At 71.3% G+C, this 26,779-nt stretch carries 21 protein-coding genes; 12 read left to right on the top strand and 9 right to left on the bottom strand.

The window, feature by feature from the left end:
• Window positions 1-23: 23 nt before the first annotated feature.
• Entirely contained in the window at window positions 24-2,300 is a 2,277-nt protein-coding gene (locus tag OG782_RS07045) for an ATP-dependent RecD-like DNA helicase (RefSeq protein ID WP_406448532.1), read from the bottom strand.
• Window positions 2,297-3,280 (bottom strand): aldo/keto reductase, encoded by a 984-nt coding sequence (locus OG782_RS07040; protein ID WP_406448531.1) that lies wholly within the window; start codon window positions 3,278-3,280, stop codon window positions 2,297-2,299. The genes OG782_RS07045 and OG782_RS07040 overlap by 4 nt, the downstream gene beginning before the upstream one ends.
• Before the next feature lie 140 nt (window positions 3,281-3,420).
• Between OG782_RS07040 and OG782_RS07035 the strand changes: the two genes are divergently transcribed.
• Together OG782_RS07035 and OG782_RS07030 are read left to right on the top strand one after the other, a co-directional pair.
• Window positions 3,421-4,470 (top strand): LLM class F420-dependent oxidoreductase, encoded by a 1,050-nt coding sequence (locus OG782_RS07035; protein ID WP_406448530.1) that lies wholly within the window; start codon window positions 3,421-3,423, stop codon window positions 4,468-4,470.
• 329 nt (window positions 4,471-4,799) lie between these two features.
• On the top strand, window positions 4,800-5,588 hold the full coding sequence (locus OG782_RS07030) for a ferritin-like domain-containing protein (protein WP_406448529.1): 789 nt from the start codon (window positions 4,800-4,802) through the stop codon (window positions 5,586-5,588).
• 27 nt (window positions 5,589-5,615) lie between these two features.
• On the opposite strand, the gene corA is transcribed toward OG782_RS07030, so the two are convergent.
• Window positions 5,616-6,602: a magnesium/cobalt transporter CorA gene (gene corA / locus OG782_RS07025; RefSeq protein ID WP_406448528.1), complete on the bottom strand. Its 987-nt coding sequence runs from the start codon at window positions 6,600-6,602 to the stop codon at window positions 5,616-5,618.
• Between the two features lie 123 nt (window positions 6,603-6,725).
• Here corA and OG782_RS07020 point away from each other — a divergent pair, with 123 nt between their 5' ends.
• The 5 genes from OG782_RS07020 to OG782_RS07000 all read left to right on the top strand — a co-directional run bounded on the left by OG782_RS07020 (window position 6,726) and on the right by OG782_RS07000 (window position 13,475).
• Entirely contained in the window at window positions 6,726-7,448 is a 723-nt protein-coding gene (locus OG782_RS07020) for a histidine phosphatase family protein (protein ID WP_406448527.1), read from the top strand.
• Between the two features lie 105 nt (window positions 7,449-7,553).
• Window positions 7,554-8,144, top strand: a complete 591-nt coding sequence (locus tag OG782_RS07015) for a DUF3090 domain-containing protein (protein ID WP_406448526.1) — start codon at window positions 7,554-7,556, stop codon at window positions 8,142-8,144.
• On the top strand, window positions 8,108-8,947 hold the full coding sequence (locus tag OG782_RS07010; protein WP_406448525.1) for an SCO1664 family protein: 840 nt from the start codon (window positions 8,108-8,110) through the stop codon (window positions 8,945-8,947). Before OG782_RS07015 ends, OG782_RS07010 begins: the two co-directional genes overlap by 37 nt.
• Before the next feature lie 138 nt (window positions 8,948-9,085).
• Window positions 9,086-10,315 carry a cysteine--1-D-myo-inosityl 2-amino-2-deoxy-alpha-D-glucopyranoside ligase gene (gene mshC, locus OG782_RS07005; protein ID WP_406448524.1) on the top strand — a complete coding sequence of 410 codons (1,230 nt, stop codon included), beginning with the start codon at window positions 9,086-9,088 and terminating at the stop codon, window positions 10,313-10,315.
• Between the two features lie 109 nt (window positions 10,316-10,424).
• Window positions 10,425-13,475, top strand: a complete 3,051-nt coding sequence (locus OG782_RS07000; protein ID WP_406448523.1) for an NPCBM/NEW2 domain-containing protein — start codon at window positions 10,425-10,427, stop codon at window positions 13,473-13,475.
• A gap of 79 nt (window positions 13,476-13,554) precedes the next feature.
• On the opposite strand, the gene OG782_RS06995 is transcribed toward OG782_RS07000, so the two are convergent.
• Entirely contained in the window at window positions 13,555-14,589 is a 1,035-nt protein-coding gene (locus tag OG782_RS06995; protein WP_406448522.1) for a PAC2 family protein, read from the bottom strand.
• Window positions 14,590-14,846: 257 nt separating this feature from the next.
• Between OG782_RS06995 and OG782_RS06990 the strand changes: the two genes are divergently transcribed.
• From OG782_RS06990 to OG782_RS06970, 5 genes are all read left to right on the top strand, one after another.
• On the top strand, window positions 14,847-16,187 hold the full coding sequence (locus OG782_RS06990; protein ID WP_406448521.1) for an L-fuconate dehydratase: 1,341 nt from the start codon (window positions 14,847-14,849) through the stop codon (window positions 16,185-16,187).
• Window positions 16,184-16,963: an SDR family NAD(P)-dependent oxidoreductase gene (locus OG782_RS06985; RefSeq protein ID WP_123468715.1), complete on the top strand. Its 780-nt coding sequence runs from the start codon at window positions 16,184-16,186 to the stop codon at window positions 16,961-16,963. Before OG782_RS06990 ends, OG782_RS06985 begins: the two co-directional genes overlap by 4 nt.
• A 128-nt stretch (window positions 16,964-17,091) precedes the next feature.
• Window positions 17,092-18,132, top strand: a complete 1,041-nt coding sequence (locus OG782_RS06980; RefSeq protein WP_406448520.1) for a sugar ABC transporter substrate-binding protein — start codon at window positions 17,092-17,094, stop codon at window positions 18,130-18,132.
• Between the two features lie 2 nt (window positions 18,133-18,134).
• The gene (locus tag OG782_RS06975; protein ID WP_406448519.1) at window positions 18,135-19,649 is read left to right on the top strand and encodes a sugar ABC transporter ATP-binding protein; all 1,515 of its coding nucleotides are present in this window, start codon (window positions 18,135-18,137) and stop codon (window positions 19,647-19,649) included.
• Window positions 19,646-20,698 carry an ABC transporter permease gene (locus OG782_RS06970; protein WP_406448518.1) on the top strand — a complete coding sequence of 351 codons (1,053 nt, stop codon included), beginning with the start codon at window positions 19,646-19,648 and terminating at the stop codon, window positions 20,696-20,698. Before OG782_RS06975 ends, OG782_RS06970 begins: the two co-directional genes overlap by 4 nt.
• A 117-nt stretch (window positions 20,699-20,815) precedes the next feature.
• On the opposite strand, the gene OG782_RS06965 is transcribed toward OG782_RS06970, so the two are convergent.
• The 5 genes from OG782_RS06965 to OG782_RS06945 form a co-directional block, all read right to left on the bottom strand.
• Window positions 20,816-21,487 (bottom strand): FadR/GntR family transcriptional regulator, encoded by a 672-nt coding sequence (locus tag OG782_RS06965; protein ID WP_406448517.1) that lies wholly within the window; start codon window positions 21,485-21,487, stop codon window positions 20,816-20,818.
• Window positions 21,488-21,698: 211 nt separating this feature from the next.
• Window positions 21,699-23,312, bottom strand: coding sequence for an FAD-dependent oxidoreductase (locus tag OG782_RS06960; protein ID WP_406448516.1), 1,614 nt, complete (start codon window positions 23,310-23,312; stop codon window positions 21,699-21,701).
• Window positions 23,313-23,317: 5 nt separating this feature from the next.
• A complete protein-coding gene (glpK, locus tag OG782_RS06955) occupies window positions 23,318-24,859 on the bottom strand; it encodes a glycerol kinase GlpK (RefSeq protein WP_406448515.1) in 1,542 nt (513 codons plus the stop codon).
• 56 nt (window positions 24,860-24,915) lie between these two features.
• Window positions 24,916-25,707: an MIP/aquaporin family protein gene (locus OG782_RS06950; RefSeq protein WP_406448514.1), complete on the bottom strand. Its 792-nt coding sequence runs from the start codon at window positions 25,705-25,707 to the stop codon at window positions 24,916-24,918.
• Between the two features lie 228 nt (window positions 25,708-25,935).
• A complete protein-coding gene (locus tag OG782_RS06945) occupies window positions 25,936-26,718 on the bottom strand; it encodes an IclR family transcriptional regulator (RefSeq protein WP_406458893.1) in 783 nt (260 codons plus the stop codon).
• Window positions 26,719-26,779 lie beyond the last annotated feature (61 nt).

The raw sequence follows: 26,779 nt of genomic DNA, 5'->3' as shown, positions 1-26,779 counted from the left end.
CGCGTCCGCCGGGCCCTTCGGCATCAGCCGTCGGAGGCTTCCAGCAGGGCGCGCAGCCGGGTGGTGCGCTCCTGAGCGGGGGCCTGGGCCACCGCGCGCGGCAGGGCCTGGTCGACCCCGTGCACCACGGACAGATGCCGTTCGCCCCGGCTGAAGGCGGTGTAGACCCAGGGGCGGCTCAGTCCCTGCGCCGCGTCACCGGGCAGGACGACGACGACCGCGGGCCACCGCATTCCGGCCGCCTGGTGGGCGCTGAGGGCCCAGGCGTGGCGGACGGACGCCGCCACCCGCTCCTGCGGTACGACGACCGGGGTCCCCGCACAGTCCAGGTGCAGCCCCTCGGTGTCGGCCGAGACGACCACGCCGGGAACGGTCCTGCCAGGTGCGGGGACATGGGCGATCCGGTCGCCCGGGTCGAAGCCGCCGAAGCGTCCGGGGCCCGGGTTGAGCCGCTGCTTGAGCGCCTCGTTCAGCGCGCGGGTGCCGGCCGAGCCCCCGTGGCCGACGGTGATGACCTGGGTGTCGCCGGACGGCACCCCGATGGCGCGCGGCACCGAGTCGGCGACCAGTTGCACCGTGCGGTGCACCGCCTCGCCCGCGTCGCGCACGGGGACGATCACGACCTCCTTGCCGGGCGCCTCCACCTGGTTCAGCTCGCCGATGCCGATGCCCGAGACCAGCTCGCCGATCGGACCGGGGTCCGGGGTGCGGGAGACGATCCGGGGGCAGGCGCCGGCGGCCAGCACATCCGCGAACACCCGCCCCGCACCGGCCGACCCCAGCACACCCGGATCGCCGCTGAGCACCAGACGGGTGCCGTCGGCGAGCGACTCCACCAGCATCGCGCCGGTCTCGACGTCCAGTTGCGGGGCGTCCAGCACGACGAGCAGGTCGACGGCGAGCGCCCCCTCCTCGTCCCGTCCGGGGCCCTCCGCGCCCGACAGCAGCCCGGCGAGGGTGACGGCCGCCGACGGGTCACCGACGGCCCCGGCCAGCCGCTGCCTGCCATTGACGCTGTGCGCGGCACCCAGGGCCCGCAGGCCGAGGCCGCTCGCCGCGGCGATCAGCGCGGCGGGTTCGGCCCTCGCCGCCTCACCGCCGGTGTGCGCGACCAGGCCGTGGGCCGCGGCCGTGCGGATCAGCTCGGTGGCCGAGGGGGAGGGGGCCGACGAGGCCGCGTCCGACCAGTCGGCGTCCTTCTCGCAGGCGTTGACCAGCCGGGCCAGTCCGTCGGCGAGGCTCTCCTCGGCCAGTGCGTAGCGGTCCAGGCCCAGGAGCACCTGCACCGGCTCGGCCGGCTGCGCGTCCTCCTGCGCGGCGGTGTCCGCCCCGCCCTCGCCCTCGTCCTGTGGCTCCTCGGCCGCCTCGTCGTCCGGGCCGTCCTGGAAGACCAGGACGACGCCCTCGGCGATGGCGTGCTGCACGGCCGCCCCGGGGTCCGCCACCGCATGTCCGGCGAGCGCCGCGCGGACGTCTTCCGCGTCCTGCGCGGTGTGGCCCTTCAGCGCGGCGCGCTCCAGCAGCCAGCCGACCAGGGCGGCGGTACGCCGCTCGTCGTCGGGGCCGCAGCCGGTGCCCAGCAGGGCGCGGGCGAAGCCGTCGGCCTGCTCGGGGCCAACGCCGGGCAGGGACAGCAGCTGCCAGGGGTCCTCGCGCAGCAGACCGGCGGCCTGGGCGCCGAGCGTGGCCGCCGCGGGCCCCGCCAGGGCCTCGGGGGCCCCGCCCTCGGCCAGCACCGCCGCCACGGCGGCGACGGCCTCGGGGGACGCGCCCAGCGGCGCTCGGGCGGGCTCGGGGACCCGTACCCGCGCCGGTCCGGGAGCGGGGACGGTCCGGCGGGCCGGAGACGGGGCGGGGGAGTCGAAGAACGCGGTGCCGGGCTTCTCGCCGCTCTCGACGGCCCGCACGGCCGCCAGCAGGTCGGCTGCGGGCCCGCTCAGCTTCGCACCGGCGGCGATGGGGCCTTCCTTCTCGGCCTTGCGCTTCTCGATCCGCTCGCGCAACTCGCGCTGGGCGGCCAGTTCCGCTTCGGCCTCGGAGAGCACCGGCGCAGCCGCGGTCTCACCCGCGGCACTCTCCTCAGCGGCGGCCCCTTCGGCTTCCGCTGGCCCGTCCGTCCCTTCGGGGCCGTCGGCGGCCTGCGCGTCCGCGGACGTCTCCCCGTCCTCGGCGCCCTCCCCGCTCTCGGCTCCGGCGGCGGCCTCGTCGGCGGGTGCGGGCGCGGTGGCGGACTCGTCCGCGACGACGTGGTCGTCGGTGGCCGAGGGGCCGGGGGATTCCCCCCGGGGCAGCGCAGTCACAGCGTGCTCCAGTCCTGGTCGGGATAGCGGTGCACGGGCGCCGACACATCGTCGAGCGCCTGGCAGATCTCGTCAGGAAGACTAAGCGCCTCCACTGACAATGCCTCCGCGAGCTGCCGCGCGTTGCGCGCGCCGACGATGGGGGCCACCACGCCCGGCCGGTCCCGTACCCAGGCGAGGGCCACCTGCAGCGGCGTCGTGGCGAGGCCGTCCGCCGCGGTCGCCACGGCGTCCACGATGCGGCTCGCCGGATCGTCGAGGTACGGCTCCACGAAGGGGGCCAGCAGCTCGGAGGCGCCGCGCGAGTCCGCGGGGGTTCCCGTGCGGTACTTGCCGGTCAGCACCCCCCGGCCCAGGGGCGACGACGGCAGCAGCCCGACGCCGAGGTCGAGCGCGGCCGGCAGCACCTCGCGCTCCACGCCCCGCTGGAGCAGGGAGTACTCCATCTGCGTACTGGCCAGCCGGGTCCGCACCCCGGGCGAGGCGAGCTGCCAGGTCGCGGCCTTGGCCAGCTGCCAGCCGCAGTAGTTCGACACCCCCGCATAGCGGGCGCGCCCGGAGGACACCGCCAGGTCCAGGGCCTGGAGGGTCTCGTCCAGCGGGGTCTCCGGGTCGAAGGCGTGCACCTGCCACAGGTCCACGTAGTCCGTGCCGAGCCGGGCCAGCGAGGCGTCCAGGGCGGCCAGCAGATGCCCGCGCGAGCCGTCGAACCTGCGGTACGGATCGGCCACGCTGCCGGCCTTGGTCGCGATGACCAGATCGCGCCGGGGCACCAGCCCCTCGACGAGCCGCCCGAGCAGGTACTCGGCCTCGCCGCCGCCGTACACATCGGCGGTGTCGACCAGGGTGCCGCCCACCTCCCAGAAGGCCTTCAGCTGCTCGGCAGCGTCGTGCTCGTCGGTGTCCCGGCCCCAGGTGAGGGTGCCGAGCCCGATCCGGGACACTCGAAGGCCGGTGCGGCCGAGTTGCCTCTGCTCCATGGGCGCTGAGATTACTGGCCAGGACCCCGCCCGGCGCAGGCCTGTGGACAACCGGGGCCCGGCCGTCCCCTGCCGGATCCCGTTCCCGCGCGCTAGAGTCCGAGGCTCAGGGACGTTACTGATCAGTAAGGGGAGCGGCTATGCGGCTCGGCATCAATCTCGGCTACTGGGGCGCGGGTATGGACGGCGACAACCTCGCCGTCGCGCAGGAGGCCGACCGGCTCGGTTACGACGTCTGCTGGGCGGCCGAGGCGTACGGCTCCGACGGGCCGACCGTGCTGGCCTGGGTGGCCGCGCAGACCGAGTCCATCGACGTCGGCTCCGCGATCATGCAGATCCCGGCCCGTCAGCCCGCCATGACCGCCATGACGGCGGCCACCCTCGACTCGCTCTCCGGCGGCCGCTTCCGGCTCGGCCTCGGGGTGTCGGGACCGCAGGTCTCCGAGGGCTGGTACGGCGTCAAGTTCGACAAGCCGCTGGCCCGCACCCGCGAGTACGTCGAGATCGTCCGCAAGGCGATGACCCGCGAACGGCTCTCGTACGAGGGGCAGCACTGGACCCTTCCGCTGCCGGACGGGCCGGGCAAGCCGCTCAAGCTGACCGTCCACCCGCAGCGTGAGCACATCCCGCTGTACATCGCCGCGATCGGGCCGAAGAACCTGGAGCAGACCGGCGAGATCGCCGACGGCGCCCTGCTGATCTTCCCGTCCGCCGATCACCTCGAGGACACCGCGGTGAAGCACCTGCGGGCGGGCCGCGAGAAGGCCGGCCTGACGATGGACGGCTTCGACGTCTGCCCGACGGTGCCGCTCGCCGTCGGCGACGACGTCAACGGACTCGCCGACATGTTCCGGCCCTACACCGCGCTCTACGTCGGCGGCATGGGCAGCCCCAAGCAGAACTTCTACAACCAGCTCGCCCAGCGCATGGGGTACGAGAAGGAAGCCGCCGAGATCCAGGAGAAGTACCTGTCCGGCGACAAGAACGGCGCGGCCGCCGCCGTACCGCACCAGCTGATCGACCAGACCACGCTGCTGGGTTCGGTGGAGCGGATCGCCGAGCGGATGCAGGCGTACGCGGCCGTGGGTGTCACGACCCTGACCCTCGCCCCGGCGGGCTTCACGCTCGACGAGCGGATCGCCGCGCTGCGGGCCGGTACGGACGCGCTGGAGCGGGCCGGGCTTGCGTAAGGCCCTCTCGGGCCGGATCACGCCGGGCCCGTCGCCCGGGTGTGCCGCTACGGCCGTGGTGGGGGCTCGGGGGGTCCTCCCCGCCACGGCCGTCGTGCGGAACAACGCGGGAGGGGGCGGTTGGGTTACGGGACAGGCGAGGAAACGGTTCGCCCGGGGCATCCGAATGCCATCGCCGGATGCCATCGCCGGGCGCCGCGGGTCCGTCCCGCGGGCCGGTCCCACGGGACGGGAGCCCGTTCGGCGCAGCCTGCGGGCCCTCCTGTTGCCGCTCGGAGCCGGGCGCACTTGACTGGCGCTCGGCGGACGCCGGTACGGAGGTGGCAGTGATGCTCTCGGCAAAGAACCTGTTCCAGGAGATTCTCGACGACGACGAGTCGTTCCGGCTGTTCTGCTCCATCGCTGCCAGCGGGGAGTCCCAGGGCGGCTGGGAGAACGGCCGCATCGCGGCCCTCGTGCCCGTGAGCCAGCGCGCGCTGGCCCCGAAGATCGCCCGGCACGGCGCCGACGAGGACAAGCACGGGCGGATCTTCAACGCCCTGCTGAGGAAGCGCGGTCTGGAACCGGTCGAGGTCCCGCACGAGACCGACTACACGATGCTGCTGGAGAAGCACGGCATCGGCCTCGCCCACGAACAGCTGGGGGGCGAGGAGCCGCTCACCGAGCGCGACATCATCACGTACCTGTCCCACAGCCGGGTGACCGAGCAGCGCGCGGCCGAGCAGATGCAGCTGCTGCGCAAGCACTTCGCCGACCACCCGGACCTGGGCCGCGCGGTGAAGATGATCTCGAACGACGAGGACAACCACCTGGCGTACTGCCACGAGGAGCTGCTGCGCTTCGCGCGGGCCGGACACGGCCGGACGATCCAGCACATCCTGCGCGAGTGCGCGCTCGCCGAGATCCGGGTGTACCGCGACGTCAGCCTCGCCGTGATGGAGCACATGGGCCGGGTCCTGGGCTGGTCCCGGGTCAGGGCCGCGGTGCTGGCGGCGGGAATCCACGCCGTCTACGCGTACGAGCGCCTCGTGGGCTGGCGGCGCATGGTCAGCCTCACCCTGCCCGAGCGGCTCGACGCGCTGGGCGGTCCGGCCGTACCGGCGCCCGAGTTCGCCTGAGCCCCGTCGCTGCGGCGCGCGGCCCTCTCAGAGCCAGCCGCGGCGCTTGAACTGCCGGTACAGCCCGACGACGGCGCCCGCCATCAGCAGGATGACCGCCGGATAGGCCCAGATCCACCGCAGCTCCGGCATGTGGTCGAAGTTCATGCCGTAGATCCCCGCCACCATGGTCGGTACGGCGGCCATCGCCGCCCACGCGGAGATCTTGCGCATGTCGTCGTTCTGCCGCACCCCCATCTGCGCGAGATGCGCGGACAGGATGTCGGAGAGCAGCCGGTCCAGCCCCTCCACCTGCTCGTTGGCGCGCGTCAGGTGGTCCTGGACGTCCCGGAAGAAGGGCTGCGAGTGCTCGTGGACGAACGGCACGCCCGCACTCGCCAGCCGGGCCATCGGCGCGGCCAGCGGCATCGCGGCCCGGCGGAACTCCAGCACCTGGCGCTTGAAGGTGTAGATGCGGGCGGCGGTGTTCTTGGAGTCGCCGGTGCCGTCCGGGGCGAAGACCTGCGTCTCCAGCTCCTCCAGGTCGACCTGGAGCTCACCGGCGACATCGATGTAGTGGTCCACGATCGCGTCGCTGATCGCGTACAGGACCGCCGTGGGCCCGTGCTTGAGCACCTCGGCCTCGGCCTCCAGCCGGCGGCGTACCGCGGCCAGTGGCGCACCCTCCCCGTGGCGGACCGTCACCACGAACGAGTCGCCTATGAACACCATGAGCTCGTCGGCACTGACCGTGTCGCTCTCGTGGTCGTACACGATCGGCTTGATCACCGCGAACAGCGAGTCGTCGTACACCTCCAGCTTCGGCCGCTGGTGTGCGGCCAGCGCGTCCTCCACCGCCAGCGGGTGCAGCCCGAACTCGCTGCTGACCAGTGCGAACTCCTTCTCCGTGGGCTCGTGCAGGCCGATCCACAAGAACGCGTCGCCGCCGGCCCGCGCCTCGTCGAGGGCATCGGAGAAATCAGCGGGGCCCTCGGTGCGGCGTCCGTCCCGGTAAATGGCGCAATCAACAATCATCTGGACATTCTTCCTGGTGGCGGGCCATAGCGTACGAGGGCGGCGTCCACGATCACGCGCGCATTCTTCCCTGCTCCGCTCCCCGGCGCATCTTTGCGGGGACATCGGCCTACGCTGGCCGTTATGCCGACCCTGATCCTCGTACGTCATGGACGCTCCACCGCCAACACGGCCGGGGTGCTCGCCGGCCGCACCCCCGGTGTCACGCTCGACGAGCGCGGCGCCGAGCAGGCCGCCGCACTCCCCGGACGGCTGGCCGCGCTGCCCCTCGCCGCCGCCGTCAGCAGCCCCCTGCAACGCTGCCGGGAGACGCTCCGGCCGCTGCTGGAGGCCCGCCCGGACCTGCGGCTGCACACCGAGGAGCGGATCAGCGAGTGCGACTACGGCGACTGGTCGGGACGCAAGCTCGCGGAACTCGCCGACGAGCCGCTGATGACGGTCGTGCAACAGCACCCGTCCGCAGCGGCGTTCCCGGGCGGCGAGTCGATGCGGGCGATGCAGGCACGCGCCGTCGACGCGGTGCGGGACTGGAACGCGAGGATCGAGGAGGAGCACGGCGAGAGCGCCTGCTACGTCATGTGCTCGCACGGGGACATCATCAAAGCCCTGGTCGCCGACGCGCTCGGCATGCATCTGGACCTCTTCCAGCGCATCCACGCCGACCCGTGCTCGGTCACCGCGATCCGGTACACGAGGCTCCGGCCCTTCCTGCTGAGGCTCGGCGACACGGGCGACCTCGCCCCCCTGGCGCCCCGCGAACCGGGCCCGGACGCGGACGCCGCGACGGGCGCGGACGGCGGCGGCGATGCGAACGCGGCGGTAGGGGGCGGCGCTGGGGCGCCGTGATCGCCGCGCGCAGTAGGGTGGACGCGCCGTAGGCGCCTTTCCGGGAGAACTCTCCCGGGCCCCGGCCGACCCTCATCTGCCGTCAACTTTCAAGGGAGACAGGACGTGTCCCGTCAGGTGTTCCTCTACGACCCCCCGGACCGTTTCGTGGCCGGTACGGTCGGGCTGCCTGGACGTCGTACGTTCTTCCTGCAGGCTTCCTCAGGCGGACGTGTCACCAGTGTGGCCCTGGAGAAGACCCAAGTCGCCGCGCTCGCCGAGCGGGTCGACGAACTGCTCGACGAGGTGGTGCGGCGTACCGGCGGGAACTCCCCGGTGCCCGCCGTCGCCCCGATGGACGTCACCGACACCGCTCCGCTGGACAACCCCGTCGAGGAGGAGTTCCGGGTCGGCACCATGGCACTCGCCTGGGACGGCGAGGAACAGCGCATGATCGTCGAGGCGCAGGCCCTGGTCGAACTGGACGCGGACTCCGTCGAGGACCTCGCCGAGGCCGAGGAGCGGCTGCTCCAGGACGAGGAGAACGGCCCGCCGATGCTCCGGGTCCGGCTCAGCGGCGCCCAGGCCCGGGCCTTCGCCAAACGCGCCCTCGGTGTCGTGAACGCCGGCCGCCCGCCGTGCCCCCTGTGCAGCCTGCCGCTCGATCCGGAAGGACACGTATGCCCGCGCCAGAACGGATACCGTCGCGGGGCCTGAGCGACGCCGAGCTGATCACCCTGCTCGGCAAGGGGCAGCTCACCGTCCTCGGCCAGGTCCGCGGCGCGTCCAACGCGGTGCTCCACTGCTCGGTCGAGTACGAGGGCGAGCAGACGCGCTGCGTGTACAAGCCGGTGGCCGGGGAGCAGCCCCTGTGGGACTTTCCCGACGGCACCCTCGCCCAGCGCGAGGTGGCCGCCTACGAGGTCTCCGAGGCGACGGGGTGGGGTCTGGTGCCCCCGACCGTGCTGCGGGACGGACCGTACGGCCAGGGGATGTGCCAGCTGTGGATCGAGGCGGCGCCCCAGGAGGACGACGCCCCCGGGCTGCTCGCACTCGTCGAGGACGAGGAGCCGGGCGAGGGCTGGAAGCCCGTGGCCCTCGCCGAGGTGGGGGAGGGGAAGACCGCGCTGCTCGTGCACGCGGACGATCCCCGGCTGCGCCGCCTCGCGGTCCTCGACGCGGTGATCAACAACGGCGACCGCAAGGGCGGCCACCTGCTGCCCGCTCCCGACGGCCGGCTCTACGGCATCGACCACGGTGTGACGTTCAACGCGGACGACAAGCTGCGCACCCTGCTGTGGGGCTGGGCCGGTGAGCCGCTGCCGGCGGAGGCCGTCGAGGTGCTGGACCGGCTCGCCGCGGAACTGGAACCGGGGGCCGCGCTGGTCACCCGGCTGGCCGAACTCATCACGGCGGCCGAGATCGAGGCCCTGCGGGCCCGGGTGGCGGGTCTGCGGGCCACCGGGCGCCACCGGGAGCCGAGCGGCGAGTGGCCGGCCATCCCGTGGCCGCCGGTGTGATCAGGCCACCCCGGCCCCCGCGAGGGCCGGGGAGCCGCCGGGGCAAGCACCTTCCGGGCCCGGGCGCAAGGGTGCCTCTTCGGTCAGGATCCCCCCTCCGGTTCGTATCCGGAAGCCGCGTCCGGTTACGCTCGTGGCATGCATGCCTGGCCCGCTTCTGAGGTCCCCGCCCTGCCTGGCAAGGGCCGCGACCTTCGGATCCACGACACCGCGACCGGCGGACGGATCACCCTTGACCCCGGTCCCGTCGCCCGCATCTATGTCTGCGGCATCACGCCGTACGACGCGACCCACATGGGTCATGCGGCGACCTACAACGCGTTCGACCTCGTCCAGCGCGTGTGGCTCGACACCAAGCGGCAGGTTCACTATGTCCAGAACGTGACCGACGTGGACGACCCGCTGCTGGAGCGGGCCGTGCGCGACGGGCAGGACTGGACCGAACTCGCCGAGCGCGAGACGGCCCTGTTCCGCGAGGACATGACCGCCCTGCGCATGCTCCCGCCGCAGCACTACATCGGAGCCGTCGAGGCGATACCCGGCATCGTGCCGCTCGTCGAACGGCTCCGGGACGCGGGCGCCGCCTACGAACTCGACGGCGATGTGTACTTCTCCGTCGACACGGACCCGCACTTCGGTGAGGTCTCCAACCTCGACGCCGACGCGATGCGGCTGCTCTCCGCCGAACGCGGCGGTGACCCGGAGCGCCCGGGCAAGAAGAACCCGCTCGACCCGATGCTCTGGATGGCCGCCCGCGAGGGCGAGCCGAGCTGGGACGGGGCCTCGCTCGGCGCCGGCCGGCCCGGCTGGCACATCGAGTGCGTGGCCATCGCCCTGGACCACCTCGGCATGGGCTTCGACGTCCAGGGAGGCGGCTCCGACCTCGCCTTCCCGCACCACGAGATGGGCGCCTCGCACGCCCAGGTGCTGACCGGCGAGCACCCGTTCGCCCAGGCGTACGTGCACGCCGGCATGGTCGCCCTGGACGGCGAGAAGATGTCCAAGTCCCGGGGCAACCTCGTCTTCGTCTCGGCGCTCCGCCGCGACGGCGTGGACCCGGCGGCGATCCGTCTCGCCCTGCTCTCGCACCACTACCGCTCCGACTGGGAGTGGACCGACCAGGTGCTCTCCGACGCGGTGGAGCGGCTCGCACGGTGGCGCGCCGCCGTCTCTCGCCCCGACGGGCTGTCCGCCGACGCGCTGGTCGAGGAGGTCCGTGAGGCCCTCGCCGACGATCTGGACGCCCCGGCAGCCCTGGCCGCCGTGGACCGCTGGGCGGCGCGGCAGAGCGCCGAGGGCGGTACGGACGAGGGGGCACCGGGCCTCGTCTCGCGCACCGTCGACGCGCTGCTCGGTGTCGCGCTGTAACTGCCCGCCGTATTACGTCCGTTCACCGGCCCCGAACTTCTTGATGAAGTTCGGGGCCGGTTCCGTTTTGTCCATGGTCAAATGCTCGATGCTGCGCTAAAAGCGCTCTATGCAATCATCAACGCGCATCAGAGGGGCAGTAGTTGCAGCGCTGCTGGGACTGCTCGCCGCGGTCTCGGGGCCGGGCAGCGCCCAGGCCGCCGACCCGGCCGAATCCGCCGGCACGACGGTCGGCGACCTCACCGGTTTCACGGCCGACGGACCGGTCTACCGGCTGGACGCGGGGGCCGCGAAGGCCCGCGTCAGCTTTGTGTCCGAGGAGACCTTCCGTATCGAACTCGCCCCCGACGGGACCTTCCAGGACCCGGCGGGCGACGCCATCGTTCTGCCGCAGGGCACCCCGCCCCGCACCCGGTGGAAGGAGCGCGGCGACCGATACGACCTCTCCACGGGCGATGTCACTCTCCGTGTCTACAAGTCGCCCCTGCGGTTCGCCCTCTACCGGGCCGACGGCAGTCAGGTCTGGTCCGAGGCGAAGGGGCTGAGCTGGGACGCCGAGAAGACCACCCAGACCCTCGCCCGCGGAGCCGACGAGCAGTTCTACGGCGCCGGCATGCAGAACGGCCGCGGCAACACCTCGCACCGGGACAAGACCGTCGAGGTCGGCGTCGACTACAACTGGGACGACGGCGGGCACCCCAACTCGGTGCCCTTCTACCTCTCGTCGGCCGGCTACGGCGTCTTCCGCAACACCTTCGCACCGGGCACCTACGCCTTCACCGACCCGGTGACCACCACCGAGCAGGAACAGCGCTTCGACGCCTACTACTTCGCGGGCGACAGCGCCAAGGACGTCATCGGCCAGTACACGAAGCTGACCGGCAAGCCGTTCCTGCCCCCGGTGTACGGCATGGAGATCGGCGACGCCGACTGCTACCTGCACAACGCCAACCGCGGTGAGCGCCGCACCCTGGACTCGCTCAAGGTCGCCGACGGCTATGTCGAGAACGACATGCCGAACGGCTGGATGCTCGTCAACGACGGCTACGGCTGCGGCTACGAGGACCTCGCCGAGACCTCGAAGGGTCTCCAGGACCGCGACATGCAGCTCGGTCTGTGGACCCAGGACGGCATCGAGAAGATCGCCGACCAGGTCAAGGCCGGCCAGCGCGTCGCCAAGCTGGACGTCGCCTGGATCGGCGAGGGCTACAAGTTCGCCCTGGACGGCTGCAAGGACGCGTACAAGGGCATCGAGGACAACAGCGACGCCCGCGGCTTCACCTACGCCCCCGAGAGCTGGGCGGGCGCGCAGCGCTGCGGCGTCCAGTGGTCGGGCGACCAGTCCGGCACCTGGGACTACATCCGCTGGCAGATCCCGACCTACGCGGGTGCCACGATGTCCGGCCTCGCCTACACCACGGGCGACGTCGACGGCATCTTCGGCGGCAGCGCCAAGACGTACACCCGTGACCTCCAGTGGAAGATGTTCCTCGGCACCACGATGACCATGGACGGCTGGGCGGCCAGCGACAAGCAGCCCTTCCGCTACGGCGAGCCGTACACCTCCATCAACCGCGACTACCTCAAGCTGAAGGAGTCGCTGCTGCCCTACCAGTACTCCTACGCGCACGAGGCGACGAAGACCGGCGTCGGCATGGTCCGCCCGCTGGTGCTGGAGTACCCGGACGACCCGAAGGCGGCGACGGACGCGGCCAAGTACGAGTTCATGTCCGGCGAGGACTTCCTCGTCGCCCCGGTCTACCAGGACAGCACCGAGCGCGACGGCATCTACCTGCCGAAGGGCACCTGGACCGACTACTGGACCGGGCGGACCTACCGTGGCCCGGTCACCGTCGACGACTACAGCGCACCGCTCGACACGCTGCCGCTGTTCGTCAAGGGCGGTGCCAGTGTGCCGATGTGGCCGGGCATCCGCTCGTACAAGGACCGCACCGCCGGCTCCCCGCTCGCCTGGGACATCTACCCGCAGGGCGATTCCTCGTTCACCCTGTACGAGGACGACGGCGTGACCCGGCAGCACCGCGACGGCGCGTACGCCACCCAGACGGCCGATGTCCACGCACCGGCCAGGGGCGCGGGCGACGTCACCGTCAGCATCGGTGAGAGCAAGGGCAGGTTCACCGGGAAGCAGAGCACCCGTCCGTACGAGTTCAGCGTGCACACCGGCTCCGCGCCGGGCGCGGTGAAGCTCGGCTCCAAGCTGCCCAGGCTGGACTCGGCCGCCGCGTACGCCTCGGCGAAGCAGGGCTGGTGGTACGACCGCGACGACCGCGGCGGTGTCGTGAAGATCAAGACCGCGCCGCTGTCCACGGGCAAGAAGTTCTCCGTGGAGCTGGAGAACACCAGCGCGGTCGGCGGCCGCGACGCCGCCGCGACGGCCACCGTCTCCGCGCCGCAGGGGCAGGAGATCGGCGCCGGGGCCACGGGCACCGTCGCCGTCGACATCACCGCAGGCAAGGCCGATGTGACGGACGCCGCGCTCTCGCTCGACGTTCCCGAGGGCTGGCAGGTCACCCCGGCCGCGGCCGTGGACCGGATCCCGGCGGGCACCACCCGGCGGGTCGAGGTGAAGGTCACCCCGGCGAAGGACGCCGGGGCGGGGGAGGCGCGGATTACCGCGCTCGCGCGCTACCGCTCCGCGGGCGAGTCCCGCACGGCCGCCCAGCGGTTCGCGGCCGCCGTGATGCCGGCGCCGCCCACCGGTGAGGTGTGGGCGAGCGACCTGGAGTGGCTGACCTCGGCCAACGGGTACGGGCCGGCGGAGCGCGACCGCAGCAACGGCGAGTCGGGCGCGGCCGACGGGCACCCGCTGACCCTGGCCGGGAAGGTCTACGAGAAGGGGATCGGCACCCACGCCGACTCCGACATCGAGGTCTATCTCGGCGGACACTGCACGAAGTTCACCGCGGACGCCGGGATCGACGACGAGATCAACGGCTACGGCGAAGTGGCGTTCTCCGTCGAGGCTGACGGCAAGGTGCTCTGGACCTCGCCGAAGGTGACCGGGGCGTCGGCGACCGTACCGGTCGACGTGGCACTCGACGGCGCGCGCCATGTGCGTCTGAAGGTCACGGACACCAACGGGCTCAAGACCGGGGACCACGGGGACTGGGGCGCGGCGCGCTTCACCTGTTCCTGATGTCCGCTGTTCCTGAATGTCCGCAGTGACGCAAGGGAGCCGGGCGGGTACGTACCCGCCCGGCTCCCGTCTGCCCGGATCAGTCCTCCGACGAATCTTCCGGGGAATCCTCCGGCGGTTCCGGCGGGGAACCCGTCCCGGGGCCGGTACCGCTCACCGGCCCGGGGCCGGTCTCCGGCCGGATCGGCTTCGGCGGCCGGGTGCGCCCGCTGGAGGTGTCCCGCAGATACGAACCGTCGCCGCTCTCCGTCGCGTGCCCGCCCGGCGCCGGGCCGGGATCCCGGCGCCGCAGATAGCGCTCGAACTCCCGGGCGATGGCCTCACCGCTCGCCTCGGGGAGCTCCGCGGTGTCCCGGGCCTCCTCCAGCGTCTGCACGTACTCCGCCACTTCGCTGTCCTCGGCGGCCAGTTGGTCGACCCCGAGCTGCCAGGCGCGTGCGTCCTCGGGCAGTTCGCCCAGCGGGATGCGCAGTCCGATGAGGTCCTCCAGGCGGTTCAGCAGCGCCAGGGTGGCCTTCGGGTTGGGCGGCTGCGACACATAGTGCGGCACCGCCGCCCACAGGCTCACCGCCGGCACGCCCGCATGGGTGCACGCCTCCTGGAGGATGCCGACGATGCCGGTCGGACCCTCGTACCTGGTCTCCTCCAGGTCCATGGTCCGCGCCAGATCCGGATCGGACGTGACACCGCTGACCGGTACCGGCCGGGTGTGCGGAGTGTCGCCGAGCAGCGCACCGAGCACCACCACCATCTCGACGCCCAGTTCATGCGCGAAGCCCAGGATCTCGTTGCAGAACGAGCGCCAGCGCATGGACGGTTCGATACCCCGGACCAGGACGAGATCGCGGGGCTTGTCCCCGCCGATACGGACCACGGAGAGCCGGGTGGTCGGCCAGGTGACCTTGCGCACCCCGCCGTCCAGCCAGACCGTCGGCCGGTTGACCTGGAAGTCGTAGTAGTCCTCGGCGTCCAGCGCCGCGAACACCTCGCCCTTCCACTCCCGGTCCAGGTGCGCCACCGCTGTGGAAGCGGCGTCACCGGCGTCGTTCCACCCCTCGAACGCGGCCACCATGACCGGGTCGATCAGCTCGGGAACCCCCTCGAGCTCGATCACCCAGGCCTCCTTCCGAAGTTCCCTTGCGTACGGCACAACCTTACGGCTTCCGGCCACTCCCGCCGCAGCCCCTGTGCACAGCCTGGTATACCCGGGCGTCCGGGGTGCATCACCGGCCGAACCTGGGTATCAGTCGGGCAATACATCCGAGCTGTGTGTGGTGAATTTCCGCCCAAGGCTGGACGTTGGGGTCTTCGGGGCGCTATACATCGGATGACCAGAGCAGAGGTCCGATGTTATTTCCCCTGGGGGCGCACATGAGTCAGACCGTCACGGATTTCGAGGTCCACGACATCCGTTTTCCGACCTCGGAACAACTGGACGGCTCGGACGCCATGAACCCCGATCCCGACTACTCGGCCGCCTATGTCGTACTGCGTACCGACGCCGCGGACAGTGACGAAGGCGGCGGTATCGAGGGGCATGGCTTCTGTTTCACCATCGGGCGGGGCAATGAGGTGATGGCGGCTGCCATCGAGGCGCTGCGCGCCTATGTGGTCGGGCGCCCCGTGCCCCGTACCGCGGCCGACCTCGGAGCGCTCTACCGGGACCTCACCCACGATTCGCAACTGCGCTGGCTGGGGCCCGAGAAGGGCGTGATGCACATGGCCGCCGGCGCGGTCGTCAACGCCGCGTGGGACCTGGCGGCCAAGCACGCGGGCAGACCCGTCTGGCAGTTCCTCGCCGAGATGACGCCGGAGGAGCTCGTCTCCCTCGTCGACTTCCGTTACCTCACCGACGCCCTCACCCCCGAGGAGGCGCTCGCGATCCTGCGCGCCGCCGAGCCGGGCCGGGCCGAGCGCGCGCAGCGGCTGCGCGCCGAGGGATACCCGGCCTACACCACCTCGCCCGGCTGGCTCGGCTACTCCGACGACAAGCTGGTCGGACTGGCGAAGGAGGCCGTCGCCGACGGCTTCACCCAGATCAAGCTGAAGGTCGGCGGGGACGTCGGCGACGACGTCCGCAGGCTCGCGCTCGCCCGCGAGGCCGTCGGCTCCGGCGTACGGATCGCCATCGACGCCAACCAGCGCTGGGACGTCGCCGACGCCGTGGAGTGGATGAACGCGCTCGCGCCGTACGACCCGCACTGGATCGAGGAGCCGACCAGCCCCGACGACATCCTCGGCCACGCCGCCGTGCGCGCCGGCCAGCCCGTCAAGGTCGCCACCGGTGAACACGTCGCCAACCGCGTCGTGTTCAAGCAGCTGCTCCAGGCCGGAGCCGTCGACTTCGTCCAGATCGACGCCGCACGCGTCGCGGGCGTCAACGAGAACCTGGCGATCCTGCTGCTCGCCGCCAAGTTCGGCGTCCCGGTCTGCCCGCACGCCGGCGGTGTCGGGCTGTGCGAGCTGGTCCAGCACCTCTCGATGTTCGACTACGTGGCCGTCTCCGGTACCTGGGAGGACCGGGTGATCGAGTACGTCGACCACCTCCACGAACACTTCGTCGACCCCACCGTGATCGAGTCCGGGCGCTACGCCGCTCCCGCGTCGCCGGGCTTCTCGGCCCGGATGCACCCCGAGTCGATCGCCGCACACCGCTACCCGGAGGGCCCCGTATGGCAGGCCCGCCGCACGAACGAGGAGGACGGCCGATGACCGGCACACGCGACTTCGAGGGAATGAACGCCCTGGTGACGGGCGGTGCCTCCGGCATCGGGGCCGCCGTCGCGACCATGCTGCTGGAGCGCGGGGCCCGCGTAGCGGTCCTGGACCGGGAGACGGCGGGCGCCCCCGAGGGCACCCTCGCCGTCAAGGCGGACGTCACCGACGACGCCGCCGTCCGCGAGGCGGTCGACCGTGCCGCCGCCGAACTGGGCTCCCTGCACACGCTCGTGTCCAACGCGGGCATCGGTTCCATCGGCTCCGTCGAGGACAACGACGACGACGAGTGGACCAGGGTCCTGGACATCAACGTCCTGGGCATGGTCCGCACCGCCCGCCACGCGCTGCCGCACCTGCGCAGGGCCGCGGCCGAGCGCCCCGGCGCCGTATCGATCACCCAGACCTGCTCGATCGCCGCGACCGCGGGGCTGCCCCAGCGCGCCCTGTACAGCGCGAGCAAGGGCGCCGTCCTCTCGCTGACACTCGCCATGGCCGCCGACCACGTCCGCGAAGGCGTCCGTGTGAACTGCGTCAACCCGGGCACCGCGGACACCCCGTGGATCGGCCGGCTGCTCGGGCAGGCCGGCGACCCGGCCGCCGAACGCGCGGCCCTCAACGCCCGGCAGCCGCTGGGCCGGCTGGTCTCCGCCGACGAGGTGGCCGCCGCGATCCTGTACCTCGCCAGCCCCGCCGCGGCCTCCGTGACGGGGACGGCACTGGCCGTCGACGGGGGAATGCAGGGCCTGCGCCTGCGCCCCGCCGACAGCTGACCGGAGGCGCGGTCCGAGCCGGACCATCAGGGCCGCACCTCCCGCACCACCTGCACCACGCACCCCCGCAATGCCGTCAGATCCTTCAGATCCTTCGAGCCGGTACTTCACAAGGGAACGGGACACCAATGAGAGTGCGTACGACGAGTGCGGCGGCCTGCGCCGTACTGCTGGCCGTCACTGCCCTCGCGGGCTGCAACCGCGAATCATCGGACAGTGGTGCGGGAGGCGGGAAGGTCGGCATCGACCTGCCGCGCAGCGACAGCGACTTCTGGAACTCCTACCAGAACTACGTCGAGAAGGGGGTCAAGGACGGCGACGTCGAGGCACTGCCGCTGACCAACTCCCAGAACGACATCGGCAAGCTGGTCGCCAACGTCCAGACCTTCACCGACCAGGGCGCCAAGGCCGTGGTGATGGCCCCGCAGGACACCGGCGCGATAGCCGAGTCGCTCAACACGCTGAACGAGAAGAAGATCCCCGTCATCAGCGTCGACACCCGCCCCGACAAGGGCAACATCTACATGGTGGTCCGCGCCGACAACAAGGCGTACGGGACCAACGCCTGCAAGTACCTCGGCGAGCAGCTGAAGGGCAAGGGCAAGGTCGTCGAGTTCCAGGGCGACCTCTCCTCGATCAACGGCCGCGACCGGTCCGAGGCCTTCAAGGCCTGCATGGACAAGGACTACCCGGACATCAAGGTGTTCGAGCTGGCCACCGACTGGAAGGGCGACGTCGCCTCCGCGAAGCTCCAGTCGACGCTGGCCGCCCACCCGGACATCAACGGCATCTACATGCAGGCCGGCGGCGTCTTCCTGCAGCCCACCCTGGCGCTGCTGGAGCAGAAGAAGCTGCTCAAGCCGGCCGGGACGCCGGGCCACATCACCATCATCTCCAACGACGGCATCCCGGAGGAGTTCGACGCCATCAAGGCCGGGAAGATCGACGCGACGATCTCCCAGCCCGCCGACCTCTACGCGAAGTACGCGCTGTACTACGCCAAGGCGGCGCTGGACGGGAAGACCTTCAAGGAGGGCCCGACCGACCACGACTCCACGATCATCAAGATCCCGAACGGTTTCGAGGACCAGCTCCCCGCGCCCCTGGTGACGAAGGAGAACGTCGACGACCCGAAGCTGTGGGCCAACCAGCTGGAGAAGAAGAGCTAGTCATGGACCAGGCACCACCACCTGCCGTACAGGCGGAAGGCGTCGTCAAACGCTTCGGGCCGACCGTGGCGCTCGACGGCGTGAAGCTCACGGTGCGGCCCGGTGAGTCGCACGCACTCGTCGGACGCAACGGCGCGGGCAAGTCGACGCTGGTCAGCGTGTTGACCGGGCTTCACAAGGCGGACGCGGGCTCGGTCACCTTCGGCGGGGAGCCCGCGCCCGCCTTCGGGGACACCACGGCCTGGCAGTCGAAGGTCGCCTGCGTCTACCAGAAGTCCATGGTCGTGCCCGACCTGACCGTGGCCGAGAACCTCTTCCTCAACCGGTTCGACGAGAAGGCCCGCTGGATCAGCTGGGGGCGGCTGCGCAAGCGCGCGGAGCAGCTCCTCGCCGACTACGGCGTCCAGGTCGACCCGAACACCCGGGCGCGCGATCTCGCGGTCGAGCAGCGGCAGTTCGTCGAGATCGCCCGCGCGCTGTCCTTCGGCGCGCGGCTGATCATCCTCGACGAGCCGACCGCCCAGCTCGACGCCCGGGGCATCGGCCGGCTCTTCGACAAGCTCCGGGAACTGCAGAGCCAGGGAGTGGCGTTCCTCTTCATCTCCCACCATCTGCAGGAGGTGTACGAACTGTGCACGGCGGTCACCGTCTACCGCGACGCCCGCCACGTCCTGACCGCCCCGGTCGCCGACGTCGCGAAGACGGAGCTGGTGGCGGCCATGACCGGCGAGAAGTCAGGCGGGGCCGTCGCCTGGCACGCGGCCGCCGCAGCCGCCGACGCGTCGGCGGAGCCCGTTCTGCGCACCGAAGGGCTCACCCTGGAGGGCCGGTTCGAACCACTGGACCTCCAGGTGCGTCCGGGTGAGGTGCTCGGCCTCGCCGGCTCCGCGGCCAGCGGCAACACCGCACTGGGCGAGGTGCTGGCGGGCATGCGCAAGGCGGGCGGCGGCACCGTCCGGGTGCACGGCGAGACCGTGCGCTCGGGAAGCGTGCCGCACGCGCTGGCCGCCGGGATCGGCTACATCCCCGAGGACCGGCACGACCAGGGCCTCGTGCTCGGGCGCAGCGTCGCGGAGAACGCCACCCTCACGGTCACCGACCAGCTCGGCCCGTGGGGGACCGTACTGCCCTCCCGTACAAGGGAGTTCGCCCGGGGAATGATCGAATCCCTGGACATCAAGACGCAGGGACCCGAACAGCCCGTCGCCGGGCTCTCCGGCGGCAACCAGCAGAAGGTGGTGGTCGCCCGCGCGCTGGCGCGCAAGCCCAGCGTGCTGGTGGCGGTCCGGCCCACCGCGGGTGTGGACATCAAGTCCAAGGACTCGCTCCTCGGGGTCGTACGCAGGGTCGCCGACGAAGGCAATGCCGCCGTCGTCGTCTCGGACGAGCTGGACGATCTGCGGGTCTGCGACCGGGTCCTGGCCCTGTTCCACGGGCGGGTCGTCGCGACATTCGCAAGCGGGTGGACCGACGGGGAACTCGTCGCCGCCATGGAAGGTGTGGGGGAAAGGGAATGACCGGCACGATACGGCCGTCCACGGCCGATGACATCAACGGGGCGCTGAAGGGCGGGGTGGGCGACGACAGCCCGCTGAGCCGGCTCAAGCTGATCCGGTGGAGCGACTTCTCCCTGGTGCCGGTGATCCTGGTGCTGATGGTGATCGGCTTCATCGTCTCGCCGGTCTTCCTCACCTCCGACAACCTGATCAGCGTCGTCCAGCAGTCCTCCGAACTGAGCCTGCTGGTCCTGGGCCAGGCGCTGATCCTCATCTGCGGGCGGATGGACCTGTCACTGGAGTCGACGATCGGCATCGCGCCCGTCGTCGCCATGTGGCTGGTGCTGCCCACCGAGGGCGGCCGCTTCGCCGGCCTCGGACTGCTGCCCACCTGGTCGGCGATCCCGCTCTGTCTGCTGGTCGGCCTCGCCATCGGCGCGGTCAACGGCTTCCTGATGCTGAAGCTGCGGGTCAACGGCTTCATCGCCACGCTCGGCATGCTCACCATGCTGCGCGGGCTCCACATCGGCATCACCGAGGGCAAGTCCATCACCGACGTTCCGGAGTCCTTCCGCTACCTCGGCAAGACCTCGTGGTTCGGTGCGCCGGCCGCGGTCTGGATCTGTCTGCTCCTGTTCGCGGTCGGCGGCGCGGCGCTGGCCTGGCTGCGCCACGGACGCTCGCTGTACGCGATCGGCGGCAACCCGGAAGCGGCACGCGCCGCGGGCATCCGGGTCGACCGGGTCACCTGGATCGTGCTCGCCATCGGCGGACTGCTGGCGGCGTTCGCCGGCATCCTCTACACCGGCCACTACGGGGCGGTCGCCGCCACGCAGGGCAACGGCTGGATCTTCCAGGTGTTCGCCGCGGCCGTGATCGGCGGCATCAGCCTGAAGGGCGGGCGCGGCACGCTGTTCGGCGCGCTGACCGGTGTGCTGACGCTGCAACTGGTGGTCAACGTGATGACGCTCGGCGGTGTCCCGGCCCTGTGGAACCAGTTCCTCAACGGCGCGATCATCATCGTGGCCCTGGTCATCTCCCGCTTCGCGAGCGGCGAGAAGCAGGACTGAACGGACGAGGCACACTCAGCCTCGCCGGTGGTTGAGGCGTGGGGTCCGGGGCGGAGCCCCGGACACAGGAAGGGGCGGGCAGGGGAAAACCCCACCCGCCCCTTCCCGCGGCCGCGACTAAAGCGTCGACCGCAGCCACTGCTCCACGCTCGCCACATGCACCGTCGCCCACGCCCGCGCGGCCTCCGCGTCGCGGTCCCGCAGCGCCGAGACGATCGCCCGGTGCTCGTGGAGCGTGCGGCTCACCGCGTCCTCCTGCGTCAGCCCGCGCCAGACCCGCGCCCGGGTCGTCGGACCCGAAAGACCGTCGAGCAGCGAGCAGAGCACCGAATTGCCGGACGACTGCACGATCCCGCGATGGAACTCGAGGTCGCCGGCCACCAGCTCCTCGACCGACGGGCGCTCGCCCAGGGCGTCCAGCTGGGCGCTGAGCGCGTCCAGCTGCTCCTCGCTGATCCGGCTCGCCGCCATGGCGGTCGCGGCCGGTTCGAGGATCCGGCGGACGGCCAGGAACTCCAGCACCGTGTCGTCGCGGTGGAAGTCCACGACGAAGCTCAGCGCCTCGAGCAGCAGTTGCGGGTCGAGGCTGGTGACGTAGGTGCCGTCGCCCTGGCGCACATCGAGAATGCGGATCAGCGACAGGGCGCGCACCGCCTCCCGCAGTGAGTTGCGGGACAGGCCGAGCTCCGCGGCGAGTTCGCTCTCCTTGGGGAGACGATCGCCGGGCCGTAGCGCACCCGAGACGATCATTCCCTTGATCTTCTCGATGGCCTCGTCAGTGACAGCCATGGGCGACCTCCAGACATCCGATGTATCGCTCCATTATGCGTCCCGAGGGGCGGCGGGTGCGCCCTTCGGGGCAACCCGCGCGACGCCCGTTCCATGGGAGTGCACCGCTTTGCCTGCTTATGTAAGGCAGGGTCCGAAACCGCCCGGCGTGACTCGGCACACACAGGGGCGGGGGCGGCATCCCCCCGGATGCCGCCCCCGCCCCTGTGCGTCAGCTCGCGCGGTCGCCGAGCACGGACTCGACGCCCGCACGGATCTCGTCCGTGGCCAGACCCCGGATCGTCAGCGTCGTCCGGCGCCGCAGCACGTCGTCCGCGGTCTCGGCCCACTCGTGGTCGCGCGCGTAGGCGACCTGCGCCCAGATCTCCGGTGCGTCGGGGTGGATGCGCTTCGCGAGCTCCGGGTTCTCGTTGGCCAGCCGGGCGATGTCGAAGGACAGCGAACCGTAGTGCGTGGCCAGGTGCCGCGCCGTGTCGGCCGACATCCGCGGACCGGGCGCACCGCCGTCGACCAGCAGCCGGTGGGCGACCGCGTTCGGGTTGGCGATGCCCGGCAGCGGCAGCTTCTTCGGCAGCCGGGCCATCGGCTCCATGTCCTCGGCCAGCGGGTGCCCGGGGAGCGCGGCCAGCTTGTTCATCACGGTGCGGCCGATGTGGCGGAACGTCGTCCACTTGCCGCCCGCGACCGACAGCATCCCGCCGCGCCCCTCGGTCACCACCGTCTCGCGCTTGGCCTTGGAGGTGTCACCGGGCCCGCCCGGCAGCACCCGCAGCCCCGCGAAGGAGTACGTGATCAGATCGCGCGACAGCTGCTGGTCCCGGATCGAGAACGCCGCCTCGTCCAGGATCTGCGCGGTGTCCTGCTCGGTCACCGCGACATCCGCCGGGTCGCCCTCGTACTCCTCGTCCGTCGTACCGAGCAGCAGCATGTCCTCCCACGGCAGGGCGAACGTGATGCGGTACTTGTCGATCGGCGTGGCCAGCGCGGCCTTCCAGGGGCGGGTGCGCCTGAGCACCAGGTGCGCGCCCTTGGACAGACGTATCGAAGGTGCCGCGTTCGGGTCCTCCAGCTTGCGCAGGTGGTCGACCCACGGGCCGGTGGCGTTGAGCACCAGCCGGGCGGTGACACCGAACTCCGTGCCGTCCATACGGTCCTGGAGGTCGGCGCCCGTCACCCGGCCCCGGGTGAACCGCAGACCGGTCACCGCCGCGTGGTTGAGGACGGTCGCCCCCGCCTCGACGGCCGCGCGGACCGTCATCAGCGCCATCCGCGCGTCGTTCATCTGGTCGTCGCCGTACACCGCGACGGCCTTCAGGTTGTCCGTACGCAGCTCCGGCACATCGCGCTGCGCCTTCGCCGGGCTGATCACATGGCCGACCCCGTCACCGAAGGCGGACAGCGCCGAGTACGCGAACACACCCGCGCCGAGCTTGGCCGCGCCGTGCGGCCCGCCCTTGTAGACGGGCAGGTAGAAGGTGAGCGGGTTGGCCAGGTGCGGGGCCACCTGACGCGATACCGCACGGCGCTCGAAGTGGTTCTCCGCGACCAGCTTCACCGCGCCGGTCTGCAGGTAGCGCAGACCGCCGTGGAGCAGCTTGGAGGAGGCTGAGGAGGTGGCGCCGGCGAAGTCGCCGGCGTCCACCAGAGCCACCCGCAGCCCGGACTGCGCGGCGTGCCAGGCGGTGGAGATGCCCAGAATGCCGCCGCCGATCACCAGGAGGTCGTACGTCGCCTTGGAGAGCTGCTCCCGGGTCTCGGCGCGGCTCGGAAGGGAGCCGGAGGCCGGATGCGTCCCGAGTGCGGGGACGCTCTGCAGGGTGGTCATGTTGTCTACTCCTCGTCCTCGAGCCAGTCCATGGTCCGCTGTACGGCCTTGAGCCAGCTCTTGTACTCGCGGTCGCGGGTGTCCGCGTCCATGCGGGGGGTCCACTCGGCGGCCCGGCGCCAGTTGGCGCGCAGCGCGTCGGTGTCGGGCCAGAAGCCGACGGCCAGGCCGGCGGCGTAGGCGGCGCCGAGGCAGGTGGTCTCGGCGACCATGGGCCGCACCACGGGTGCGTCCAGGAAGTCGGCGAGCGTCTGCATCAGCAGGTTGTTGGAGGTCATGCCGCCGTCGACCTTGAGCGCGGTCAGCTCGACGCCGGAGTCCTTGGTCATGGCGTCGCTGATCTCACGGGTCTGCCAGGCGGTGGCCTCGAGCACGGCACGGGCGATGTGCGCCTTGGTGACGTAGCGGGTGAGACCGGCGATGACACCGCGGGCGTCGGGGCGCCAGTACGGGGCGAACAGGCCGGAGAAGGCCGGCACGAAGTACGCGCCGCCGTTGTCCTCGACCGAGGAGGCCAGGGTCTCGATCTCCGCCGCGGACTGGATCAGGCCCATCTGGTCGCGCATCCACTGCACCAGCGAACCCGTGACGGCGATCGACCCCTCCAGGGCGTACACCGGCTTCTGGTCGCCGATCTGGTAACCGACCGTGGTGAGCAGCCCGTTGTAGGAGTTGACGGGTGTCTCGCCGGTGTTCAGCAGCATGAAGGTGCCGGTGCCGTACGTGGACTTGGCCTCGCCCTCGGCGAAACACGTCTGGCCGAACAGCGCGGCCTGCTGGTCACCGAGCGCGGAGGCCACCGGTACGCCGTCGAGCACACCGCCCCTGGCGTTGCCGTACACCTCGGCCGAGGACCGGATCTCGGGCAGCACGGCCGCCGGGATGTCCATGGAGGTGAGGATCTTGTCGTCCCACGTCATGGAGTGCAGGTTCATCAGGAGGGTGCGCGAGGCGTTGGTGACGTCGGTGACGTGGACGCCGCCGTCGGTGCCGCCGGTCAGGTTCCAGATGACCCAGGAGTCCATGGTGCCGAAGAGGATGTCGCCGCGCTCGGCGCGCTCGCGCAGTCCCTCGACGTTGTCGAGCAGCCAGCGGACCTTGGGGCCGGCGAAGTACGAGGCGAGCGGCAGCCCGGTCTCGCGGCGGAAGCGGTCCTGGCCCACGTTGCGGCCGAGCTCCTTGCAGAGCGCGTCGGTGCGGGTGTCCTGCCAGACGAGGGCGTTGTGGACGGGCTCACCGGTGTGCCGGTCCCACAGCAGCGTGGTCTCGCGCTGGTTGGTGATGCCGATCGCCTTCACGTCCGCGGCGGTGATGCCCGCCTTGACGATGGCGCTCGCCACGACTTCCTGGACGTTCTCCCAGATCTCGGTCGCGTCGTGCTCGACCCAGCCCGGCTTCGGGAAGATCTGCTCGTGCTCCTTCTGGTCGACGGAGACGATCCGGCCGTCCTTGTCGAAGACGATGCAGCGGCTGGAGGTGGTGCCCTGGTCGATGGCCGCGATGAACGGCCCGGTGCCGTGGGTGCCGGTGGTGTGTGCGTCGGTCACGGTGTGCTCCCGGAAGTCTGTGTGGTCTTGGGGGTGACGGCTCTGGGCTCTGCGGTTCAGGCGAAGGCGAGGTTGTAGAGCCCGCCGGCGAGCGCGCCGCCGATGAGGGGGCCGACGACGGGGATCCAGGCGTATCCCCAGTCGGATCCGCCCTTGTTCGGCAGCGGAAGCAGCGCGTGCACGATACGCGGACCGAGGTCCCGGACCGGGTTGATTGCGTAACCCGTCGGCCCGCCGAGCGAGAGGCCGATGCCGACGACCACCAGCGCGGTGATCAGCGCGCCGAGCGTGCCGAGGCCGTTTCCGTCGTTGTTGAGGCCCTGGGTGAGGATCGCGAGGACCAGGACGAACGTGGCGATGACCTCGGTGACGACGTTCTGCACGGCGTTGCGGATCTCCGGACCCGTCGAGAAGATGCCGAGCACCGGTCCGGCCTGGGGGGCCGCGGCCTTGTCGACCATGCCTTCCTCACCCGTATGGGCGTTCAGCACCTCGGGATCCGTCAGATGCGCCCGGAACTGTCCGTAGTAGGTCAGCCAGACCAGCACCGCGCCGATCATCGCGCCGAGCAGCTGGGAGCCGAGGTAGAGCGGTACGTCGCTCCACTCGGTACCGCCCTCGATCGCCAGGCCGATGGTGACGGCCGGGTTGAGATGCGCCCCGGAGACGCCGCCGGCCAGATACGCGCCGGTCAGCACGGCGAAGCCCCACCCGAAGGTGATGGCCAGCCAGCCGGCGTTCTGCGCCTTGGAGTGCTTGAGCGTGACGGCGGCACAGACACCACCGCCCAGCAGGATGAGCACGGCGGTACCGATGGTCTCGCCGATGAAGATGTCGGAGCTGGACACCCGCGACTCCTTTGTCCTTCGTCCAGGAACCGAACCCCGGGTCCCTCCGGTGGTCCGCGCCCTCAGGTGAGGGCGTTACCGGCCCTTGGCACGTCACACCCTAACGCGTATTTCCGTTAAGCGTTCGACAATGCCGACCGATGAACGGCAGTGTTTCTCCCAGGTGAATGCAGCGTCAAGAGGTGTGTGGCCTATGACTCGATCGTTACCGGCGGCGGCGCGGGGTGCTCAGAAGCGCCTGGCGCCCAGATCCCGGGAGACCGCGCGGGCGCAGTCCCGTACCGCCGCGACGAGCTCGGGGCGCAGTGCGCCGTCCGTGCAGACCCGCTCCACCGCACCGGTCACGGCGACCGCGCCCACCGGCATCCGGCGCCGGTCGTGGATCGGGGCGGCCACCGCGGCCACCCCTTCCCAGGTCTCCTCCACATCGGCCGCCCAGCCGCGCGCCCGGATCAGGTCGAGCATCGACTCGAACTCCTGCGGGTCGGTGACGGTGCGGGGCGTGAAGGACTGCCGCTCGGCCTCCAGGGCCTCCGTGTGGGCCACCGGGTCGTACGCCGCCAGCACCTTGCCCAGGGCCGTGGAGTGCAGCGGCTGCATGGCCCCGACCTCCAGGACCTGGCGGCTGTCGTCCGGCCGGAAGACGTGGTGGACGATCAGTACGCCCTGCTGGTGGAGCACGCCCAGGTGGGCGCTCTCGCCGCTGGAACGGGCCAGGTCGTCCGTCCAGACCAGGGCGCGGGCCCGCAGCTCATGGACGTCGAGATAGCTGTTGCCCAGGCGCAGCAGCTCGGCGCCGAGCTGATAGCGGCCGGACGCCGCGTCCTGTTCGACGAAGCCCTCGTGCTGGAGCGTGCGCAGGATGCCGTGCGCGGTTCCCTTGGCCAGGCCCAGTGAGGAGGCGATGTCCGACAGTCCCAGCCGCCGCTCGCCGCCTGCCAGCAGGCGCAGCATCGCGGCCGCCCGCTCGAGCGACTGGATGTTCTTGGCCATCGCGCCGTACTCCTCCACCTTGTTCGACAATGCTGAACACTATCGGTCGATGCCGACCCGTGCTCGATCGCAAGGGAAG

Origin of the sequence: Streptomyces sp. NBC_00876 (assembly GCF_045207435.1) — a bacterium.
Taxonomy (GTDB): Bacteria; Actinomycetota; Actinomycetes; order Streptomycetales; family Streptomycetaceae; genus Streptomyces.
Note: the sequence above shows the minus strand (reverse complement) of the source record. Positions and strands in the feature narration are given on the sequence as shown.

Excerpts from the sequence above, each read along its gene's own strand:
- OG782_RS07040 (WP_406448531.1), bottom strand. The coding sequence starts at position 3,280 with ATGGAGCAGAGGCAACTCGGCCGCACCGGCCTTCGAGTGTCCCGGATC.
- OG782_RS07035 (WP_406448530.1), top strand. The coding sequence starts at position 3,421 with ATGCGGCTCGGCATCAATCTCGGCTACTGGGGCGCGGGTATGGACGGC.
- OG782_RS07030 (WP_406448529.1), top strand. The coding sequence starts at position 4,800 with ATGCTCTCGGCAAAGAACCTGTTCCAGGAGATTCTCGACGACGACGAG.
- corA (WP_406448528.1), bottom strand. The coding sequence starts at position 6,602 with ATGATTGTTGATTGCGCCATTTACCGGGACGGACGCCGCACCGAGGGC.
- OG782_RS07020 (WP_406448527.1), top strand. The coding sequence starts at position 6,726 with ATGCCGACCCTGATCCTCGTACGTCATGGACGCTCCACCGCCAACACG.
- OG782_RS07010 (WP_406448525.1), top strand. The coding sequence starts at position 8,108 with ATGCCCGCGCCAGAACGGATACCGTCGCGGGGCCTGAGCGACGCCGAG.
- mshC (WP_406448524.1), top strand. The coding sequence starts at position 9,086 with ATGCATGCCTGGCCCGCTTCTGAGGTCCCCGCCCTGCCTGGCAAGGGC.
- OG782_RS07000 (WP_406448523.1), top strand. The coding sequence starts at position 10,425 with ATGCAATCATCAACGCGCATCAGAGGGGCAGTAGTTGCAGCGCTGCTG.
- OG782_RS06990 (WP_406448521.1), top strand. The coding sequence starts at position 14,847 with ATGAGTCAGACCGTCACGGATTTCGAGGTCCACGACATCCGTTTTCCG.
- OG782_RS06985 (WP_123468715.1), top strand. The coding sequence starts at position 16,184 with ATGACCGGCACACGCGACTTCGAGGGAATGAACGCCCTGGTGACGGGC.
- OG782_RS06980 (WP_406448520.1), top strand. The coding sequence starts at position 17,092 with ATGAGAGTGCGTACGACGAGTGCGGCGGCCTGCGCCGTACTGCTGGCC.
- OG782_RS06975 (WP_406448519.1), top strand. The coding sequence starts at position 18,135 with ATGGACCAGGCACCACCACCTGCCGTACAGGCGGAAGGCGTCGTCAAA.
- OG782_RS06970 (WP_406448518.1), top strand. The coding sequence starts at position 19,646 with ATGACCGGCACGATACGGCCGTCCACGGCCGATGACATCAACGGGGCG.
- OG782_RS06965 (WP_406448517.1), bottom strand. The coding sequence starts at position 21,487 with ATGGCTGTCACTGACGAGGCCATCGAGAAGATCAAGGGAATGATCGTC.
- OG782_RS06960 (WP_406448516.1), bottom strand. The coding sequence starts at position 23,312 with ATGACCACCCTGCAGAGCGTCCCCGCACTCGGGACGCATCCGGCCTCC.